At 70.3% G+C, this 18,612-nt stretch carries 20 protein-coding genes; 1 reads left to right on the top strand and 19 read right to left on the bottom strand.

Annotation, left to right across the window (positions count from 1 at the left end; translation table 11 throughout):
• The 14 genes from CRP56_RS27660 to CRP56_RS27595 form a co-directional block, all read right to left on the bottom strand.
• Nucleotides 1-627, bottom strand: a complete 627-nt coding sequence (locus CRP56_RS27660) for an OmpA family protein (protein WP_097268444.1) — start codon at nt 625-627, stop codon at nt 1-3.
• Nucleotides 628-635: 8 nt separating this feature from the next.
• On the bottom strand, nt 636-1,220 hold the full coding sequence (locus CRP56_RS27655; protein ID WP_097268442.1) for a hypothetical protein: 585 nt from the start codon (nt 1,218-1,220) through the stop codon (nt 636-638).
• A 34-nt stretch (nt 1,221-1,254) separates the two neighbouring features.
• A complete protein-coding gene (locus CRP56_RS27650; RefSeq protein WP_097268440.1) occupies nt 1,255-1,854 on the bottom strand; it encodes a pilus assembly protein TadG-related protein in 600 nt (199 codons plus the stop codon).
• Nucleotides 1,854-2,048 carry a Flp family type IVb pilin gene (locus CRP56_RS27645; protein WP_097268437.1) on the bottom strand — a complete coding sequence of 65 codons (195 nt, stop codon included), beginning with the start codon at nt 2,046-2,048 and terminating at the stop codon, nt 1,854-1,856. Before CRP56_RS27645 ends, CRP56_RS27650 begins: the two co-directional genes overlap by 1 nt.
• A 96-nt stretch (nt 2,049-2,144) precedes the next feature.
• Nucleotides 2,145-2,966, bottom strand: a complete 822-nt coding sequence (locus CRP56_RS27640; RefSeq protein WP_097268435.1) for a response regulator transcription factor — start codon at nt 2,964-2,966, stop codon at nt 2,145-2,147.
• A complete protein-coding gene (locus CRP56_RS27635; RefSeq protein ID WP_097268433.1) occupies nt 2,963-4,366 on the bottom strand; it encodes a sensor histidine kinase in 1,404 nt (467 codons plus the stop codon). The genes CRP56_RS27640 and CRP56_RS27635 overlap by 4 nt, the downstream gene beginning before the upstream one ends.
• 13 nt (nt 4,367-4,379) lie before the next feature.
• A complete protein-coding gene (locus CRP56_RS27630; RefSeq protein ID WP_097274525.1) occupies nt 4,380-5,267 on the bottom strand; it encodes a DUF5936 domain-containing protein in 888 nt (295 codons plus the stop codon).
• Between the two features lie 24 nt (nt 5,268-5,291).
• On the bottom strand, nt 5,292-6,236 hold the full coding sequence (locus CRP56_RS27625) for a type II secretion system F family protein (protein ID WP_097268431.1): 945 nt from the start codon (nt 6,234-6,236) through the stop codon (nt 5,292-5,294).
• A gap of 13 nt (nt 6,237-6,249) precedes the next feature.
• On the bottom strand, nt 6,250-7,587 hold the full coding sequence (locus tag CRP56_RS27620) for a CpaF family protein (RefSeq protein ID WP_097268429.1): 1,338 nt from the start codon (nt 7,585-7,587) through the stop codon (nt 6,250-6,252).
• 13 nt (nt 7,588-7,600) lie between these two features.
• A complete protein-coding gene (locus CRP56_RS27615; protein ID WP_097268427.1) occupies nt 7,601-7,969 on the bottom strand; it encodes a TadE/TadG family type IV pilus assembly protein in 369 nt (122 codons plus the stop codon).
• 1 nt (nt 7,970) lies between these two features.
• Complete coding sequence (locus CRP56_RS27610; protein WP_097274523.1) at nt 7,971-8,291, bottom strand: septum formation initiator; 321 nt, start codon at nt 8,289-8,291, stop codon at nt 7,971-7,973.
• 71 nt (nt 8,292-8,362) lie between these two features.
• On the bottom strand, nt 8,363-9,619 hold the full coding sequence (locus tag CRP56_RS27605) for an AAA family ATPase (protein WP_097268424.1): 1,257 nt from the start codon (nt 9,617-9,619) through the stop codon (nt 8,363-8,365).
• A gap of 7 nt (nt 9,620-9,626) precedes the next feature.
• Nucleotides 9,627-10,343 (bottom strand): Flp pilus assembly protein CpaB, encoded by a 717-nt coding sequence (gene cpaB, locus CRP56_RS27600; protein WP_097268422.1) that lies wholly within the window; start codon nt 10,341-10,343, stop codon nt 9,627-9,629.
• 40 nt (nt 10,344-10,383) lie between these two features.
• On the bottom strand, nt 10,384-11,226 hold the full coding sequence (locus CRP56_RS27595) for a hypothetical protein (RefSeq protein WP_097268419.1): 843 nt from the start codon (nt 11,224-11,226) through the stop codon (nt 10,384-10,386).
• Nucleotides 11,227-11,548: 322 nt separating this feature from the next.
• Between CRP56_RS27595 and CRP56_RS27590 the strand changes: the two genes are divergently transcribed.
• Nucleotides 11,549-13,243: a chitinase gene (locus tag CRP56_RS27590; protein WP_097268417.1), complete on the top strand. Its 1,695-nt coding sequence runs from the start codon at nt 11,549-11,551 to the stop codon at nt 13,241-13,243.
• Nucleotides 13,244-13,256: 13 nt separating this feature from the next.
• Here CRP56_RS27590 and CRP56_RS27585 read toward each other — a convergent pair whose 3' ends face one another.
• The 5 genes from CRP56_RS27585 to CRP56_RS27565 all read right to left on the bottom strand — a co-directional run bounded on the left by CRP56_RS27585 (nt 13,257) and on the right by CRP56_RS27565 (nt 18,598).
• On the bottom strand, nt 13,257-13,541 hold the full coding sequence (locus CRP56_RS27585) for a hypothetical protein (protein ID WP_097268415.1): 285 nt from the start codon (nt 13,539-13,541) through the stop codon (nt 13,257-13,259).
• 38 nt (nt 13,542-13,579) lie between these two features.
• Nucleotides 13,580-15,745 carry an RNA polymerase recycling motor ATPase HelR gene (gene helR, locus CRP56_RS27580; protein WP_097268413.1) on the bottom strand — a complete coding sequence of 722 codons (2,166 nt, stop codon included), beginning with the start codon at nt 15,743-15,745 and terminating at the stop codon, nt 13,580-13,582.
• A gap of 121 nt (nt 15,746-15,866) precedes the next feature.
• Complete coding sequence (locus CRP56_RS27575; protein ID WP_097268411.1) at nt 15,867-17,096, bottom strand: glycosyltransferase; 1,230 nt, start codon at nt 17,094-17,096, stop codon at nt 15,867-15,869.
• 150 nt (nt 17,097-17,246) lie between these two features.
• Nucleotides 17,247-18,236 (bottom strand): hypothetical protein, encoded by a 990-nt coding sequence (locus CRP56_RS27570; RefSeq protein ID WP_097268409.1) that lies wholly within the window; start codon nt 18,234-18,236, stop codon nt 17,247-17,249.
• Nucleotides 18,233-18,598: a hypothetical protein gene (locus CRP56_RS27565; RefSeq protein WP_097268407.1), complete on the bottom strand. Its 366-nt coding sequence runs from the start codon at nt 18,596-18,598 to the stop codon at nt 18,233-18,235. Before CRP56_RS27565 ends, CRP56_RS27570 begins: the two co-directional genes overlap by 4 nt.
• Nucleotides 18,599-18,612 lie beyond the last annotated feature (14 nt).

Here is an 18,612-nt window from a genome sequence, read left to right as displayed (position 1 = left end):
TCAGCCCTCGGAGCGCGGGAAGGAGACCTCCACCCTTCGGTTCTTCTTCCGGCCCGTCTCCGTCGAGTTGTCGGCGATCGGGTACTGCTCGCCGTAGCCGCGTACCTCGTACGTGATGCCCGCGTCGTTCAGTTCCTCATCGAGGACGTCCTGGACCGCGTTCGCGCGCTGGCGCGAGAGGACGTCACCGTGGGCCGACGAACCCAGGTTGTCCGTGAAGCCGAACACCCTGATCCGCGTCGCGTTCTGCTTCTTGATCTCGTCCGCGATCGCGGCGATACGGGCCTTGGAGTCGTCGCTCAGCTTCGCGCTGTCCTTGCTGAACAGGACCTCTGCCTGGAGGGCGAACTTGACGTCGGCGTTGGTGTCCTCACGGCGCTCCTCGCCGCCCTCGTCCTCGACCACCTGCTTGATGTCGAGGACCTTCGGCTCGGCGAGCGTGGCGCCCTCGGGGAGTTTGAGGTCGGGGTCGTTGGGGTCGACCTTGACGGGGGCGGAGGCCGTGGCTTCGGTGCCTGGGGGGACGCTGGGGGTCTCGTCGGCGTGCGCGGTCGTGATGCCGTAGACATTCGTGACGATCAGGACCGCGGCCGCGGCCCAGGCCACGCGGGGGGTGGGGAGGGTCATCGCCTGCCTCACCCGGAGATCTTGATCGTGGCGCTTGAGAAGGTGGGGAGTTGGAGGGTGACTTCTGTGGTGGATTGGGGTGGGGAGGGGAATTGCATGAAGACGGGCAGTTCCTCGCCCGCCTTGAGGATCGAGAGGCCGGTCGTCGTCAGGGGGCGGCCCTCGGTGTCGCGCAGGACGTAGTAGCGCTTCTTTTCCTTGGAGTCGACGAGAGTGGCTCCGCCGAGGGACCTGTCGTGCGCCATGATCTCGGTTTCGTCGCCGCGCAACGCATACGGCACCGTGATCGGCTTGGCACCGTCGTTTTTGAGCGTGCCGTTCACGGTGACGAATCCGCCCGAGTCGCGTGCGGCATCGCCGATCTGAAGGATCAGCCCGGTCGATCCCTTCAACTCGGCCTGGACGTCGTCCGACTGGCCCTCTTGAGGGCTCGGGTCAGATCCTCCCTTCTGGGGAGCGGACGTTGACGACTCCGGCTTCTTGTCGTCGTCTCCGCCTCCGCCGCAGCCGGCCACTCCGACGGCCAGTCCGGCCGCGAGCGCCAGCGCGGCCACCCCTCTACGGGCCTGCGCAGTGAACCGAATGCTGCTCATGCGTCTGCTTCCTTCGTCACTCGTCGTTCGCTTGTCAGTCGGCCAGGTGGACGTCGAAAAGGTCCTCGGGCTTGGGCAGATCGCCGAGCTGCTCCGGGTCCAGGTCCCAGTTCTCGCCGTCCTTGCAGGTGAGGCGTGGCAGCACGTCGTCCGCCGCGTCCTCCCCTGGAGGTTCGAACGTGCATCGAGACTCGATCTCGGCGGTGGCGGACGCCTTGGACCGCTTGTTCTCCGTGCCCGGGATGACGGACTCCCCCACGGACTTGTTGGTCTGCACCTCGACCGTGAAGGCCAACGGCCCCTCCGGGTCGCAGACCAGCACCACGGCGTCGTTCTGCGCCGCCAGTTGGTCCGCCCGCCCGCAAGAAGGATCGAGCCCCTCCGCGTTGCCGTCGAAGATGTCCTGCCACTTCGTGGGGTCGAGGACGTCCGTCACCCATTGGCCCGCGAGTTGGTCCCGCCGGTCCTGGGCTGCCGCCAAGGCCGCCGCGTCAGCGGCGGTCTGGGCACCGTTCTTGTTCGCCGCGGCCTGGCCGACCGCAAGGTACGCGAACGCGAGAAAGAGCAGGCCGCCCACCACGGTGATGTAGATGGGGAAGGCCTGCCCTGTGTCTCCGCGAGCGCGCCCGCGCATCAGCCCGTGATTTCGCCGATCTTTGTAGTGATCGCGTCGGCGATCGTGCCGCCGAAGTCCGTTGCGAGCAGCACGAGGATGATCGCGACGACCACCGCGATGATGCCCAGGTATTCCACGGCCGTCTGTCCCTTGTCGTTTCGCTCGACGCGGGCCTTGAGGTACGAGACCGTGGTGTTGATCCAGTTGCTCATGGCGTTGCCCTCCGTTGTCCGTGGTGCGTGCAACGTACGAGGCGACGCCCTTCTTTCCAGAGGGTCCCAGGGCCCAAATCCGGGCCCAAATCGCGCTCACCGCGGGTCTCCGTGTGAATTCGGGGCCGTTCCGAGCCACTTGGCGGCGGCCTCGGCTCGGCTGGTGCTGTGGAGTTTGGCGAAGATGCGGTTGATGTGGTTCTTGACCGTCTTCTCGCTGATGAAGCAAGTGGCGGCGATCTGCTGGTTGTTCATGCCGGATGCGATGAGCTCCATGATCTCCGCCTCCCTCATGCTGAGTTGATACCGAGACTGTGCCACAGGTGGTTGCAATCGCGAAAGCGGTTTGGCGAAAGTCCCTTGTGAGTGGCGGTTTGGGATCTCTGTATCGTATGCAGTTGCACTTGCTCGGCCGAGGTTCTCGGGCAGGGGCCCGGGCTGCGAGCTGCGCAGTCCGGCCATCACCGCGCCCGCCGCCGACGCGGTGAAATGGGCGCTGCCCGAGCCGACGTCCCGTACCGCCGCCACCAGTTGGTCCGCGGTGAACTCGCCGTGCACCAAGTAGCCGCCGGCGCCTCGGCGGAGGGCCTCGTGGACGATCTCCGACTCGCTGCTGTACGTCAGCATCAGCACCGGGGCGATCGGTACCAGGTGCGGGAGGGCCGAGATGCCGTCCACCCCGGGCATCCGGACATCCAGGAGGATCACGTCGGGGCCGTGGAGGCGTGCGGCCTCGTAGGCCTCGCGGCCGTCCGTCGCCTCCGCCACGACCGTGATGTCCTCGCGGCCGGAGAGGAGGGCGGTGAGGCCCGCGCGGACCACCGGATTGTCGTCCGCCACCAGGACCCGTAGGTGGGTGCGTCCTGCTGCCTCGGCGGGCTCGACCTGGTCGTGCGGGATCGTCTGGTCGGGCGTCATGCGGCCTCCTCTCGGATCGTGGCCAGCGGGAGTTCCAGGCGGACCTCCGTGCCCTTGGAGTGGTCTCCTCGGCCGATGCGGATACGGGCGCCGACGGACACGGCTCGTTCGACCATGCCCACCAAGCCGAAGTGGCCTGCTCTGCGGAGTTGTTCGAGGGTGGTGTCCTGAGGGAGGCCGCGGCCGTCGTCGTAGACCGTGATGCGCAGGAGGTCGCCGTGGATCCCTGCGCTCACGTCCACCTGGGTCGGGGAGGCGTGGCGGTGGGCGTTCTCCATGGCCTCCGTGGCGATGGTGAGGAGGTTGCGGGCCACCGTGGGTGGGAGTGGGGGGAGGGTGGTCTTGTCGTCGCCGGTGGGGTGGTAGGTGGCGGGGATGTTCGTGCGGGTGCTGAAGTCCGTTGTTCTGGCCGACAGTTCGGCCATCACGTCCGTGGTCTGGTCCGGGGTTGCCTGGCGGCGGAGGTCTGACAGGAGTTCGCGGGATTCCGCGGCTGCTCTGCGGGCTGAGCGGGCCACCAGGTCGGCCTGGCTTTTCAGCTGGGTCGGGTCGGTGTTCGCCGCTGCCGCCGAGGCCGCCAGGCCGTCCGCCGCCAGGGCCACGCCGTGCAACGTCTTCGCCACCGAGTCGTGCATCTCGCGGGCCAGGCGGGCGCGTTCCGTGGCGACCGCTTCTGTTGCTGCCAGGCGGGCCTGGACCTCGGTCAGGGCCTGGGTGGCTGCGCCGAAGCGGAGGAGGAGGTTGCGCAGGGTCACGCCCATGGCGCCCGTGACCACGCAGAGGCCGGGGAGGAGCAACGCCTCGGCGACTGTGGGGTGGAGGTCCTTCGAGGCGGCGTAGACGGTGACGAGGATCAGGCCCTGGAGGGAGGCGAAGCAGCCTGCGCCTCGCCAGCCGTAGACGAGGCCCGCGAGGAGGGGGGTGCAGACGCTGACGTAGGCGAGGGTGGTGTCGGGGCCGGCCGAGATGAGGAGGAGGGCGCCGAAGAGGGTGTCCGCGGCCAGGAGGGTGGGGTGGCGGAGGAGTAGGGGGCCGAAGCGTTCCCAGTCTCTGAAGAGGGCGTACGAGCCCATGAAGGTGACGAGTACGGCTGCGGCGACCAGGCGTGCGCCGAGGCCGGGGGCGGCGTTGAGGAGGGCGGCGGGGGCGGCTAGCGCGATCATGGCCAGGCGGAAGCCGAAGACTTGGCGGCACATTGCCTGGAGGGCGTTGGCTTGGAGGGGGATGGTAGGTGCGGGTGCGTGGGTGGGCATCCGGCCTTCGGCCGGATTGGGGTTGCCACCCGCACCACCCGTGCAGCTTTCGTCGTCGAGTGCAGGTGGCCCCTGTGGGGGCTCAGCGCCATCGGCGCCTGACCGCACAGTCGCAAGGGCCTCCGCCCTCACCCTCGTCATCGCCATGCCGGCCTCCGCCCTACTTCCCCGTGATCGAGCCGAAGTCCGTCCCCGAGCCCAGGATCAGGCCGGCGCCCAGCAGCAGCATCGTCGCCGGGACCATGAACGTGGTGATCATCATCGTGGCCTTGGGAACCGCGCGCGCGGCCTTGCGGCGGGCGTTCTGGGCGTCGGTGCGGCGCATGTCCTTGGCGAGGGCGATGAGGGTGTCGACGATCGGGGCGCCCAGTTCCTCGCCCTGTTGCAGCGCCGTCACGAACATCGCGACCTGTTCGGAGTCGTTGCGGCGACGCAGTTCCGCGAACGCCTGCCTGCGGCTCATGCCCAGGTCCATCTGGCGCAGCGTGATGCGCAGTTCGTCGGCCCACGGCCCCTCGTACTTCGTCGCGACCCGGTCCAGCGCCTGCCGGAAGCCCAGGCCCGCGCTGACCACCACCGCCAGGACGTCCAGGAAGTCCGGCAGCGTGCGCTCGATGACGTCCTTGCGGACCCGGATCGCCGACCAGATGCCGACCTCCGTCCAGAACGCGCCGAACGCGAAGAGGAGGAGGGCGAGGAGCCAGCTGCCCCGCATGATGCACAGCAGGCCGCCGAAGCCGCCCAGGAAGCCGTACACCGCCCGGCGTGCCGCGTAGCGGTCGATCGTCAGGCCGCCCGGATTGCCGGCGAGGTCGATCTTCCTGCGGTACTTGGCCACCTGCTTCGGGCCCATCAGCCGCAGTACCGCCGGGGCGTACCGCATCCCCAGCCGGTCGATCACCGAGTCCACCGCGCCCGTGCGCGTGGCGCCGACCTCCAGGGCCAGCATCAGGTCGCTCGGCAGCTTCGCGTCCGCCCGGTACATGCGGATGCCCGCGAAGATGCCCCAGACGGACAGCCCCATCAGCAGTGCGAGTGCGATTCCGATCGTCATGGCCTTCGCTCCCCTCCCTCACACATCGATACGGGACAGACGGCGGATCAGGATGAAGCCCACCGCGTACATCGCGAACGCCACGATCACCACGCCCTGGCCGATCGGGGAGCCGGTCATGCGGTCCAGGGCGCCGTCCTTCACCCCGTTCATCAGGAACAGGGAGCCGATGCCGAGGACCGGGACGGCGTACGACGTCATGTTGACCTGGGAGAGTTGCGTACGGACTTCCCTCCTCGTCTCCTTCCGCTCCTCCAGCGTCTCCGTCAAGTTGCGCAGGGCACCGACCACTTGGCCGCCCGCCCGGTTGGAGAGGACCAGGGTCGTCACCAGGACCACCAGCTCCCTCGACGGCAGCCGCTCCGCCATCTCCCCCAGCGCGTCGTCCAGTGACGCGCCCAGCGCCAGCTGGTTCGCCACCTTGCCCAACTCCTCCCCCGCCGGGGCCTCCAGTTCCTCGGCCGCCATGCCGATCGCCGTGCGCAGGGCCAGGCCCGCCTGGGTGGCGTTGGCCAGGATGCGTGACAGCTCCGGGAGTTGGTTGATGAACTTCTCGATGCGTTTCTGGCGTTGCCAGTTGAGGAACTGGAGGGCCGCCCAGATGCCCAGCAAGCCCGCGATCGGGCCGAAGAACGGGGCCAAGGAAGCCTGGCCGATCAGGAACAGGCCCGCCGCGCTCGACATCATGTAGACGAAGAACTCGCCAGGCGTGATGTCGAGGCCGGTCGCCGCGAGCCGTAGCTCCAGCTTCCTGCCGAACCGGGTGCGGCGCAGCCGTCGGTCCAGTTTCGGGAAGCGGCGCCTGCGCAGGCCCGCCTCCACCTGGCCGGTCGCCGAGAGGCGGTCGATGAGGGCCTGGCGCTGGGCCTTGCCCATGGCGTACGCGTGCAGGCCCGCCACCGCGAGGCCGCAGGTGAGCAGGGTGAGGCCGGTGGCGAGCTGGACGAGGGTGTGCAGTTCCATCGGGCGCGTCCACCTACCTGGTTTCTCGGGTTGTCAGCTCGGCCACGGACTGGGCCACGCCGAAGGCCTGCGGGATCGGCTGGCCCGCCATGTAGAGGCGGTTCGCCGTGGGGCGCGGCAGCGGGGCGTACGCGAAGGAGCCGTAGACCCGGCCGTCCGCCGCCATCGGCTCGGCGTCGAAGCGGGCCACCGTGGCCAGGCGGTACGGCTCACCGCCGTGGCTGTCCAGCACGGCGATCTCGGTGATCCGGCGGGCCCCGTCCGGGAAGCGGGTCAGCTGGATGATGACATCGACCGCGCTGTTGATCTGGTCGTGCAGCGCCTCGAAGGGGACGCCCACCTCGGACATCGATGCCAGGGTCTTGAGCCGCATGAGCGCGTCCTCGGTGCTGTTGGCGTGGACCGTGGCGAGTGAGCCGTCGTGGCCCGTCGACATCGCCTGGAGCATGTCCAGGGACTCGCCGCCGCGGACCTCACCCACGACGATCCGGTCGGGGCGCATCCGCAGGGAGTTGCGGACCAGGTCGCGGATGGTGATCTGGCCCTTGCCCTCGACGTTCGGGGGGCGGGACTCCAGTCGGATGACGTGTGCCTGCTGGAGCTGGAGTTCGGCCGAGTCCTCGATGGTGATGATGCGTTCGTGCTCGGGGATGAGGCCGGAGAGGGCGTTCAGGAGCGTGGTCTTCCCGGTGCCCGTCGCGCCCGAGACGATGATGTTGAACTTCGCCCGCACCAACCCCGCCAGCAGATACAGCATGTGCTCGTCCAGAGAGCCGAAGCCGATCATCTCGTGGAGCGTGAAGGAGCGGGGGAAGCGGCGGATGGTCAGGGTCGCGCCCGTCAGGGACAGGGGCGGGATGATCACGTTCACGCGCTCGCCCGACGGGAGACGGGCGTCCACCATCGGGTTCGACTCGTCCACCCGGCGGTTGACCGTCGACACGATCCGCTCGATGGTCTGCATCAGCTGGTCGTGGGAGGGGAAGCGGAGCGGCAACTGCTCGACCCTGCCGCCGCGTTCGACGAATATCGCGTCCGGGCCGTTGACCATGATCTCGGTGATCGACGCGTCCTCCAGCAAGGGCTCCAGGATGCCCAGCCCCAGCGCCTCGTCGACCACCCTCCGGATCAGCTGCGAGCGCTCGACCGTCGACAGGACCGGGCCCTCACGGCTGATGATGTGCCCGAGCACCCGCTCCAGCCGGGCCCGGCGCTCGGCCGCCGCCAGCGAACTCATCTCCGCGAGGTCGATCTCCTCCAGCAGCTTGGCGCGGTACGACGAGACGAGGTGGCCGTCCTCGCCCCGGGCGCCGTTCTCCTCGGGGGTGCTGATGCGTGCGCGCAGGCTCATGGTCGTACCTCGTTCAGTGGTCGAGCGGCATGGTGGCGGTCTTGGTCGCGTTACCGAAGTCCCAGACGAGGAGCGGGATGTCGACGGTGGCGGTGACCGTCACCGTGTCGTCGCCCTGGGCGGCCGAACAGGACACGGACAGCCAGTCGCTCACCGCGTTCGCGCAGCCCTCCTGTGCGCTGCGCTCCAGCGAGGCCGCCCGCGCCCCCGCCCTGGCCGCCGTACCGGCCTGCTGGGCGGCGTAGGCGATGAGCCCGACCTGGACGCCGGCGAGGGCGACGAGGAGCAGGATCGGGATGAAACCCAGGTACTCGATGGCGACTTGGCCCCGGTCACGCCGGGCTCGGTCACGGACTTTCGCGCCGCTTTTGTCGTACGACATCTCAGTCCTTCTCCTCCTGCACAGCCCCCGCGTGGCCCTCGACGGTGAACGGGAAGCCGATCGAGCCGGGGAAGAGCACGGGCACCTTCAGGGACACGTCGGCCGTGACGTAGTCGCCGTCCCCCGTGCAGGTCACCTCGGCGTCGCCCTGCCACGCGCCGGGCAGGTCCTTGAGGCCCGCCTCCTGGCAGGCCGCCTGGCCCTCCGACGCCGTCCCCGCCCGTACCGCCTCGTCGGCGGCATGTCCGGCCAGCGTGAACGTGTAGCCCACCAGCACGAACTGCCACACCAGCACGAGCGTGGCGATGATCAGCGGTGTCATCCCGAGGAACTCGATGGTGACCTGACCGGAGTCCCGCGGGCCTCGCCCGCCATCGCTGTACCGGCGCCGCCTCACGGCCCGATCTCCCTGCGCCTGCGGAAGCTCACCGCGCCCCGGTCGCCGCGACCGCCGCCCTTGTGCGCACCGGCCCCCTCCCGTGCCTTGACCAGCCCCAGCTCCCCCGCCAGGGCCCACAGCGCCTGCTTGACCGTGCTCTTGTTGTCCAGCTCGTGCACGCGGCCCGCGTCCACGACTCCCTGGAGTTCCTTGAAGTGGGCGGGGATCGCGGTCCCGGCGACCGGCGTGCCGGTGATCTTCTGGATCAGGTGCGGCTGGATCTCCGTACCGCGGGTGTGCCGGTTGACGACGACGGTCGTCTCCTCGGCCTTGCGGATCTGGAGCCGGTCCCACATGCGTACGGCCCGCTTGGCGCCGCGTACCGCGACCACGTCCGGCGTGGTGACCAGCAGGGCCGCGTCCGCCATCTCCACCGCCGCCGCCCCCGCGCCGCCGAGCTGCGCGCCGCAGTCGACGACGACCACCTCGTAGCGCGAGCGCAGGGCGCTGACGATCTGGCGGGCGGCGCGGTCGGTGACCTCCTCGCCGCGTTCGCCCTCGCCGGGGGCGAGGAGCAGGGCGACGCCGGTGTCGTGGCGGTAGACGGCGTCCGCGAGGACCCTCGGGGAGATGTCCGTGATCGCCGCCAGGTCCACCACCGACCTGCGGAACTGGACGTCCAGGAAGGAGGCGATGTCGCCGGTCTGGAGGTCCATGTCGACCAGCACGGTGGAGCGGCCGGACGCCTGGGCGGCCAGGGCGAGTTGGATGGCGGTGAGGGTGGCGCCCACGCCGCCCTTCGCGCCGCTCACCGTGACCACGGTGCCGCCGACGCCGGTGAACACGTCGGCCCCGGCGCCGAGATGACGTCGTACCCCCACCGACCAGGCGGCGACGGCCTGCACGCGGTTGGCCAGCTCGTCGTAGTGGAGCGGGAGGGCGACCAGGCCGCGGGCGCCGTAGTCCATGGCCGCCTGGAACAGGCCGGGGCTCGCGTCGGAGGTGACGAGGATGACGCCCACCGCCGGGAAGCGCAGGGCGACCTCGCGGATGAGCTCCAACGCGGGGACCGGGCCGATGCGTTCGTGGACGACGACGACCTCGGGGAGTTCGTCGACGGACTCGGCGGCGAGGCGGGCCAGGGTGTCGACGAGCTGGGTGGAGTCGACGACCGGGGCGACCGGTTCGGCGTCCGGGAGCTGGCTGAGGAGGGTGGTGATGGAGCGGACGGCGTCCGCGTCACCTACGGCCGGCAGGATCCTCGTGGGCATACGGCTCTCACTTGTCCTTCGCGAGTTCGTACGTGCGGTCCTGGTCGGGAACCGGCCGGTCGCCGCCGGGAGCCACCAGGGCGAGCCGGACCCGCTCGGCGAACGACTCGGCGTAGGTGAGGCGCTGGGCGTCGAGGGTGGAGAGGGCGAAGGTGATCGGGACGGCCTCCTTGGAGCGGCGGTCCCGGTTGCTCTCGTCGGGGTCGAGCGAGGTCAGCTTGCCGACGTCGAGGACTTTCGCGTTCGTCACGATGATCTTCGACTGGGAGGGCTGGGTGGAGCTGCCGTTCCGTTCGCCCTCGAAGGTGGCGTACACGTTGACCGTGGAACCCGGCGTGATCTTGCCGGCTACGCCGGTCGCCGCGTCGATCATGATGGCGACCTCCTGCTGCCCGGGCTGCAGGGCCGGCTGCGCCACGATCATGTCGCTCTGCAGCAGGGAGCCCTTCTCCAGCTTGGTCACCGCGATCTTGCCCTCGATGTCGCGGAGATCGGTGACGGCGTTGGCCGACAGCCAGCGCTCGGGCATCGAGATCTTCTCGAACTGGGCCCTGCTCAGCGCCGTGTAGGGCTGGATCTCGGCCTTGACCTCGTACGCGGTGACCTCGGGGCCGACCTTGGACTTCACGTCGTCGATGACGGACAGCACACCGGCGAAGGCCGCCAGGGCGCAGACGACCGACAGGATCAGGAGTATGACGCCGCGGCGCTGACGGGAGTTCATGAACCGGACAACCTCATTGGGGGATGTGGGTCGGCAGGGCTCACCCGGTGGTGAGTTGGTGCTGTTCGAGGGGCGATGTCGCGGAGCAGAAGACACAGCGGTCGCCGATGACGTCGATGCCGCACCAGTGGCAGCTGGACTGCCGGACGGACGTCACCAGTTGGTAGAGGACCGAGAGGTCGGGCAGGAAGGTGCAGAACTCGACCAGCTTCGGGGTGCCCCACCAGAGGGCGGACTCGACGGGCAGCGGGGCCTCCCGCAGTCCCTGGACGTTCCAGGCGGGCGCGAGGGTGCCCGCGATCCAGTCGGTCTGGAGCTGGCCCTTGGCGACCAGCATCGAGGTGGCGAACTCGGGCCCCGACAGGGACGCTTCGGGGCCGATGCGGACGAGTTGCGGCTCGGGGTGGGCGATCACGCCGAACTGGCTGCCGGGCACCCAGGACTTGGCGTGGGACTTCAGCCCGACGGGGACGCGGTCGAGCTTGGTGACGGAGCCGAGGACGGCACCGGCGTGGATGTAGTGGGTGAGCAGCCGGCCGGCGGAGGCGAGCACGCCGGGACTGAGGTCGCAGGAGGCGAGCTGCCGCAACTGGCGGGCCAGGACGGCCAGTCCGAGGGGCGGCAGATCGGGACGGAAGAACGCGATCCGGTCGCTTTCCAGCAGCGAGCGGATGGTGTGCAGCCGCCGCTCGACACCGGGTGCGACCACCCGCGAGCACACGACGATCACATGCCCGCACTGGTCGATCAGCTGTTGCAGGGCCGCCAGCGCCTGGTCCAGCGGCTGCCGGTCGAGGTCCTTCAGGACGACCGCGGGCACGGTCCGTTCGTCCAGCGGCGGCAGTGCCATGTCGGCACCGGTCACGGCAATGGCAGTTGGCACGCGCAGCTCCCCGTTCCCATGCCTCGCCGGCCCGACCGGCGTTACCCGACCCACCCAGTCGACTTCACTGCGTGACTACGCAAGCACTCTAACCACGCGGTTGTGACCGGAGAACAGCGTTTGTGTAGCTGGCGAGGAACTGCCGTTACACAAGTTGCGTCAAATCGGGGCAGGTTGAGCATCTCGCCCGACACATTTCGGCCCTGGGGCCCTTGCCAGGGTCGCCGGGTGGGCCCAGGGACCCATGCCGGTCGGACGGTCACGGCGGGCACTTTGGTCTGGACCTATTGACAGATGGATTGGTCTGGACCAGCTTATTGTCATGTCCCCACAGAGACGATCGACCCGGCTCTGGTCCGGAGTCGTCACCGCCGCCCTCGTCGCCTTCTCCCTCTCCCTCGCGGGCGCGGGACAGGCCTCCGCAGCCGACGTCAACAACGCCAAGAACGCCGGATTCGAGTCCGGCCTGACCAACTGGACCTGCACGGCGAGCAGCGGGGCGACCGTCTCCTCGCCGGTCCACTCGGGCGCCGCCGCCCTGAAGGCGACCCCGGCGGGCCAGGACAACGCCAAGTGCACCCAGTCCGTCGCCGTGAAGCCCAACTCGACGTACACGCTGAGCGCCTGGGTCCAGGGCGGCTACTCCTACCTGGGCGTCACCGGCACCGGCACGACGGACGTGTCCACCTGGACCCCCGACTCCGCGTCCTGGAAGCAGCTGTCGACCACCTTCACCACCGGCGCCTCGACGACGTCGGTCACGGTCTACACCCACGGCTGGTACGGCCAGGCCGCCTACTACGCCGACGACCTCTCGGTCTACGGCCCCGACGGGGGCGGCGGCACCGACCCGACGCCGACGATCCCGGCCGCACCGGCGGGCCTCGCGGTCTCCGGTACGTCGTCCTCGTCGGTGTCCCTGACCTGGAACACGGTCTCCGGCGCGACGGGCTACAACGTCTACCGGGGCGGTACGAAGGTGACGGCGGTGACCGGCACGTCGGCCACGGTGACGGGCCTCGCGGCCTCCACCTCGTACTCCTTCCAGGTCACGGCGACGAACTCGGCCGGTGAGTCCCCGAAGTCGGCGGCGGTGACGGGCACGACGACGGCGACCCCGACCGGCCCGGCGCTCCCGAAGCACGCGGTCACCGGCTACTGGCAGAACTTCAACAACGGCGCCACCGTCCAGAAGATCTCCGACGTCCAGTCCCAGTACGACATCATCGCCGTGGCCTTCGCGGACGCGACGACGACGCCGGGGGCGGTGACCTTCAACCTCGACTCGGCCGGTCTCGGCGGTTACACCGTGGACCGGTTCAAGGCGGACATCGCGGCGAAGAAGGCGGCCGGGAAGAAGGTGATCATCTCGGTCGGCGGCCAGAACGGCACGGTGTCCATCAACGACTCCACCTCGGCGGCCAACTTCGCCAACTCCGTCTACTCCCTGATGCAGACGTACGGCTTCGACGGCGTCGACATCGACCTGGAGAACGGCATCAACGCCACGTACATGACCCAGGCGTTGCGGTCGCTGTCCTCGAAGGCGGGCTCGTCGCTGATCATCACGATGGCGCCGCAGACCATCGACATGCAGTCCACGTCGAACGGCTACTTCCAGACCGCGCTCAACATCAAGGACATCCTCACCGTCGTCAACATGCAGTACTACAACAGCGGTTCGATGCTCGGCTGCGACGGCAAGGTGTACTCGCAGGGCTCGGTGGACTTCCTCACCGCGCTCGCCTGCATCCAGCTGGAGGGCGGACTCGCCCCGTCCCAGGTGGGGTTGGGCCTGCCCGCCTCGACGAGCGGCGCGGGCAGCGGGTACGTGTCACCGACCGTCGTGAACAACGCCCTGGACTGCCTGACCAAGGGCACGGGGTGCGGTTCCTTCAAGCCGTCGAAGACCTATCCCGACCTGCGGGGCGCGATGACCTGGTCGACGAACTGGGACGCCTCGGCCGGGAACGCGTGGTCGAACGCGGTGGGGCCGCACGTGCACGGGCTGCCGTAGGCGGCCGGACGGCTCACTCGCCGTCGAGCATCTCGTAGGTCTCGGCGAAGATCTCGGGCTCACAGGCGTAGTGCTCGCCGCGCACTCCCTCGATCAGCATCCAGCCGGGCGGGATCTCGTCCGGCGCCGAGCCCCGCTCCATGGTGCGGATGCGGAGGACCCGCCCGCTGTCCCGCTCTTCCGAGGCGACGAAGTCGTCGCCGAGGAAGGCACGGACGGCGGGCAGATCCTCTTCTCGGCCCGTCCAGAGCAGCGCGCGCACGGTCACCGGAAGCTTGCGGGCGCGGACGACGGGCATGAAGGGCTCCTGAGTGGTCGACGTCGTGCACCACATTGTCAGGAGCTGGACAGAACAACCAGCCGTTCGGTCGCGCGTGTCATGGCTACGTAGCGGTCCACCGCCCCCTCCACCCCTGTCCCGAAGTTCTCCGGGTCGACCAGGATCACGAGGTCGAACTCAAGGCCCTTCGACAGCTCGGGCGTCAGGGACCGGACGCGGGCCGTGGGCTCGAAGGTCTCGTCGCCGATGACACAGGCGATGCCCTCGGCGGGGTGGTCGGCGAGCCAGGTGTCGAGGATCGAGGGGAGGTCATCGACCGGGCCGTGCAGAACCGGGATGCCGCTGCCGCGGATGGAGGTGGGGACGTTGGCGTCCGGGAGAGCGGCGCGGATGACCGGCTCCGCCTCCGTCATCACCTCTTCCGGGGTGCGGTAGTTGATACTCAGCGACGCCATGGTGATGCTGGTCAGGCCGACGCGGCGCAGGCGCTCCTCCCAGGTCTCGGTGAAGCCGTGGCGGGCCTGGGCTCGGTCGCCGACGATCGTGAAACTGCGGGACGGGCAGCGCAGCAGGAGCATCTGCCATTCGGCGTCGGTGAGTTCCTGTGCCTCGTCGACGACGATGTGCGCGAACGGGCCGGCGAGGAGGTCCGGTTCGGCGGTGCTGAGTTCGGACTCGTCCACCAGGTTGCGCTGGAAGTCCGCGCGGCCCAGCTGGGTCATCAGGCCCTCGCCGTCCGGGTCGGCCGCGATCAGGTTCTCGACGACCCGCGCCATCTGCTCGCGCTGGACGGCGAGGGCGGCCTCCTGCCGGCGCTTGCGGCCGTCCGCCTTCGGGTCGCCGAGGCGCTGCCGGGCCGCGTCGAGGAGGGGGAGGTCGGAGACGGTCCAGGCGGTCGGGTTCGCGCGTTGCAGGGTGCGGACCTCGTCGCGGGTCAGCCACGGCGCGCACAGGCGCAGATAGGCGGGGACCGTCCACAGGTCGCCCACCACGTCCGCCGCCTCCAGCAGGGGCCAGGCGCGGTTGAGCGCGCCCACCAGCTCCTTGTTCTGCCGCAGCACCCGGCGGAACAGCTGCGGCGGCACGTCGTCGCGGCCCTCGTACTTCTCCTCCAGGATCGCGACCAGCTTGTCCCAGATCTGGCCGCGGGCCTCGTTGTGCGGGGTGCCCGGTTCCGGGGCGTCGAAGGCCTCGGCCCAGTCGGCGGCGGTGAGGCGCAGGTCGGTGTGGTCGACCGTGACGGTCAGGCCCTCGCTGGGCGGCTCCTCGTAGAACCGTACGGCCTTCTCGATCGCCTTCACCAGGTCCGCCGAGGACTTCAGCCGGGCCACCTCCGGGTCGGGTTCCAGGCCCGCCGCGGCGCCCTCCTCGACCAGGTCGCGCAGGATGCAGGTCTGCACGCCCTCCTCGCCGAGGCTGGGGAGGACGTCGGCGACGTAGGAGAGGTAGGGGCGGTGCGGGCCGACGAAGAGGACGCCGCCCCTGCGGTGGCCGAGGCGCGGGTCGGAGTAGAGGAGGTGGGCCGTGCGGTGCAGGGCGACGACGGTCTTGCCGGTGCCGGGGCCGCCGTCGACGACGAGCGCGCCGCGGGAGCCGGCGCGGATGATGGCGTCCTGGTCGGCCTGGATGGTGGCGAGGACGTCCCGCATCCGGTCGGAGCGGTTGCTGCCGAGGCTGGCGATGAAGGCGGACTGGTCGTCGAGGGCGACCTGCCGCTCCAGTCCGTCGGCGGTGAACACCTCGTCCCAGTAGTCGCTGATCCGGCCGTCGGTCCAGCGGTAGCGGCGGCGGCTGGTCAGGCCCATGGGGTGGGCGTGGGTGGCGGCGAAGAAGGGCTCGGCGGCCGGGGAACGCCAGTCGATCAGCAGTCGGCGCCCCTCGCTGTCGGTGAGGCCGAGGCGGCCGACGTAGAGCGGCTCGGGGTCGTCGGCGGTGACCATACGGCCGAGGCACAGGTCGAGGCCGAAGCGGCGCAGGGTGCGCAGCCGGGCGGTGAGACGGTGGATCTCCGCGTCCCGGTCCATCGCGGCCCGGCCCGCGCCGCCGGGCGCCTTGAGCTCGGCGTCGAGGCGGGCGGAGAGGTCGGCGATCGACTCCTCCAGGCTCGCCGCGATCGCCGCGAAGTGCCGCTCGTCACCGGCGATCAGGGTGGGGTCGGCCTTGGCGGAGAGACGGTCGGGGAGGGCGAACGCCGTGGTGGTGGCGGTTCCCTGGGGATTCACGTGATCAGCTCCGATGCGAGGCCGGATGTGGCCGTTACGGCTGTTTGCGGCTTTTTGTTGATTAGTACGACATTACGTGGACGGTGAGGCTCCGGGCGCGGCGCCGTGGCGCCGGGCGACCCTACGCGGCGGCGGCCTCTTCGAGCAGCAGCTTCGCCGCCACCGTCGCCCCGTCCGTGCGGACCTCGGCCGCCAGGGACCGCGCCCGTTCGCGGGTCTCGGGGGCCAGGGCGACGGTGAGCGCGGCCGTCAGGGAGGCGTAGGTGGGTGTCGGGCCGTCGTGGGCCGCGCCGATGCCCAGCTCGGCGATCCGGCCGGCCCAGTAGGGCTGGTCGGCCATCTGAGCCACGATCACCTGGGGCGCTCCGGCCCGGGCGGCGGTCGTGGTGGTGCCGGCGCCACCGTGGTGCACGACGGCGGCCACCCGGCGGAACAGCTCCTGCTGGTTGACCTCGCCGACGACGAAGCAGTCGTCCTCGCCGTCGATCAGCGCGAGGTCGGCCCAGCCGCGCCCGAGCAGCACCCGGTGGCCCTGCGCGCGGACCGCCGCCACGGCCGCCCGGGAGACGCCGGCCGCGTCCCGCAGCGGCATGCTGCCGAAGCCGACGTACACCGGCGGGGCGCCCGCCGCCAGGAACTTCTCCAGGTCGCCGGGGAGCGGCCGGGCGTCGGTGCGGAGCCAGGCGCCGGTCTGGACGACGTCGAGGTCGGCCGGCTCCTGCCAGGGGCTCAGGGCCGGGTCGGCCGCCAGGAACGGGCGGTCGGTGAGGACGTGGTGGCGGAGGTCGGGCACCGGGGGCAGGCCGAGCGCCGCGCGCCGGGCGTTGACCGCCCCGCCGAACAGCTCGTTGAGGATCTCGGCGTTCTGGTCCCACAGCACCCGGTTGTCCGTGACGTCCGCCGGGAGCGGGTGGCCGGGGAAGGCGAGCGGGGGGTGGTGCGGGGAGGGCAGGTAGGACGGGAAGTAGGAGACGAACGCGTACGGGACGCCCGCCTTCTCCGCCGCCGCCCGCGCACCGGCGGCGGCCGGGAGCAGCCCCGTCGCCACCACCAGGTCACTCCCCTCGGCGACCGAGGCGACGGCGTCGTACACCGAGTCGAACAGCCCGGCGGCCCGCTCGGCCATGGTCGGGGGCAGCTTCGTCGGCTTCCCGGTCAGGGCGTCCGCCGCCAGCGCCCGCACCGACGGCCCGATCGGCACCAGCGGGACACCGAGGCCGGCCAGCAGCTCCTCGAAGTCGGGCGGCGCGCAGACGTGCGCCTCCGCGCCGAGTTCCCGCAGCGCCAGGGCGAGGCCCGCCATCGGCTCCACGTCTCCGCGCGACCCGTACGTCAGCAGCACAACACGCATCCGGGACTTCCTCATTTCCGCAGGTGACGGCTTCAGGCCGACGATTCTGCGGCACGAGGGGGGCCTTGCCGCAAGGCCCCCGGTGCGCTATACATTGAATATGGCAAGAGGTGTCCGCACCTTCTTGCCTTTCGTGTTTCCGGGCTCGGGTCAGCCTTGCAGGGACGTGCGGTGGCCGTGCGCCGGGTCCGCAGGGCAGACGAAGACGTTGAGGCTGCCGACTCGACCCACACTGACGTGGGTGGGGGCGAGGACCTCGTCCTCCAGGGGAATCCAGCTGCGGCTGCCGCCGTGTTCCGAGGGGCGGATCGCCAGCAGGAGTTCCATGGCCGTCCCGCAGGAGCAGACCATCGGGTGCGGTCCGGTGACACCCCAGTAGGCGTGACCGCCCACCTTCCAGCCGGCGGCCACCGCGAAGTCGGCGTCGTAGCTGAGGGGTTCGCCGCCGTCCTCTTCGCTCTCCCAGAGCCCCTCCTCCCACTCCTCGATCCTCGACTGGACCTCCTCATCGAGGAGTTCGGGCCACTCGTACTCCACGACCCCAGGCTCCGGGTGCAGTACGCAGGGCTCGGGGACCAGACCCTCGTAGCCGACGACCGGCGGGAGCGGCGGGTTCGTGAGTACGGCGTCCGTCGCGGCCCCGGAGTCGCGCCAGCGCAGGTGGACGGCGGGGGTGTGCGGGAGGCCGTGTGCCTCGAAGGGGCACCACAGCACCTGGAGGAGGTCGCGGCCGGGCGGTGCCGGGAGGTTCGGCACGTCACGGGCGTACAGCTGGGCCAGGGCGAGGAGCGGGACGGGGTGGGTGTCCCCGATGTCCGGCACCTTGTGGCGGCGTTGGAGGGCGGTGAGCCGTTCGCGTTCCTCGTCGGTGAGGGCGCGGTCGTGCGCGGCCGCGTGGATCCGCCGCTCCTCGTGGATGTCCTCGATCCTGCGGCCCTTGTTCCTCCGGTGCTCCTGTGTGCAGGCCGGCCAGGGTTCGTCCGCGGGCCACAGCAGCGGGCCGCCCACCGAGCTGTCGTACGGGGTGGGAGTGCCGGGGCGGGGGTGCAGGCGGGTGGTGGTGCCGCGGTGGGCGGCGAGTTCGGGGAACAGTGCCTCGATGTCGAGAGGCCGGGGCGGGGTCGTACGGGTACGGCTCATCGCAGCGGCTTGTAGTAGCCGAGGATCGCCTGGAGGCCCGCGAACCATTCGCGCAGGCGTTCCTTGGGCTTGGCCTCGACCTGGCACTCGTAGAGCTGGCCGTTGTGGAGGACCACCGCGACGACCAGGGCCTTGCCGTTCGGGGTGGCCTTGTAGTGGACCGTGTGGATCTCGGGCCAGCTGAACTCGGCCTCCGCGTCGCGTATTTCGAAGGTGATGCCGGACATGTCGACGACCACGGAGTTGTGGCGGTCCACGGCGAGGAACTCCGGGGCGGCGGGGGGCGGCGGTTGGGGCGCGTACTGCGGGGGCGGGGGGCCGAAGGCTCCCGGTGGCGGGTTGTAGGGCGGCGGCTGGGTCATCGGTCCCCCGGGGA

This window comes from Streptomyces sp. TLI_55 (assembly GCF_900206255.1).
In the GTDB taxonomy this organism is placed as follows: Bacteria; Actinomycetota; Actinomycetes; order Streptomycetales; family Streptomycetaceae; genus Streptomyces; species Streptomyces aquilus.
The sequence above is the reverse complement of the archived record's forward strand: the minus strand, read 5'-3'. Positions and strand labels throughout refer to the sequence as shown.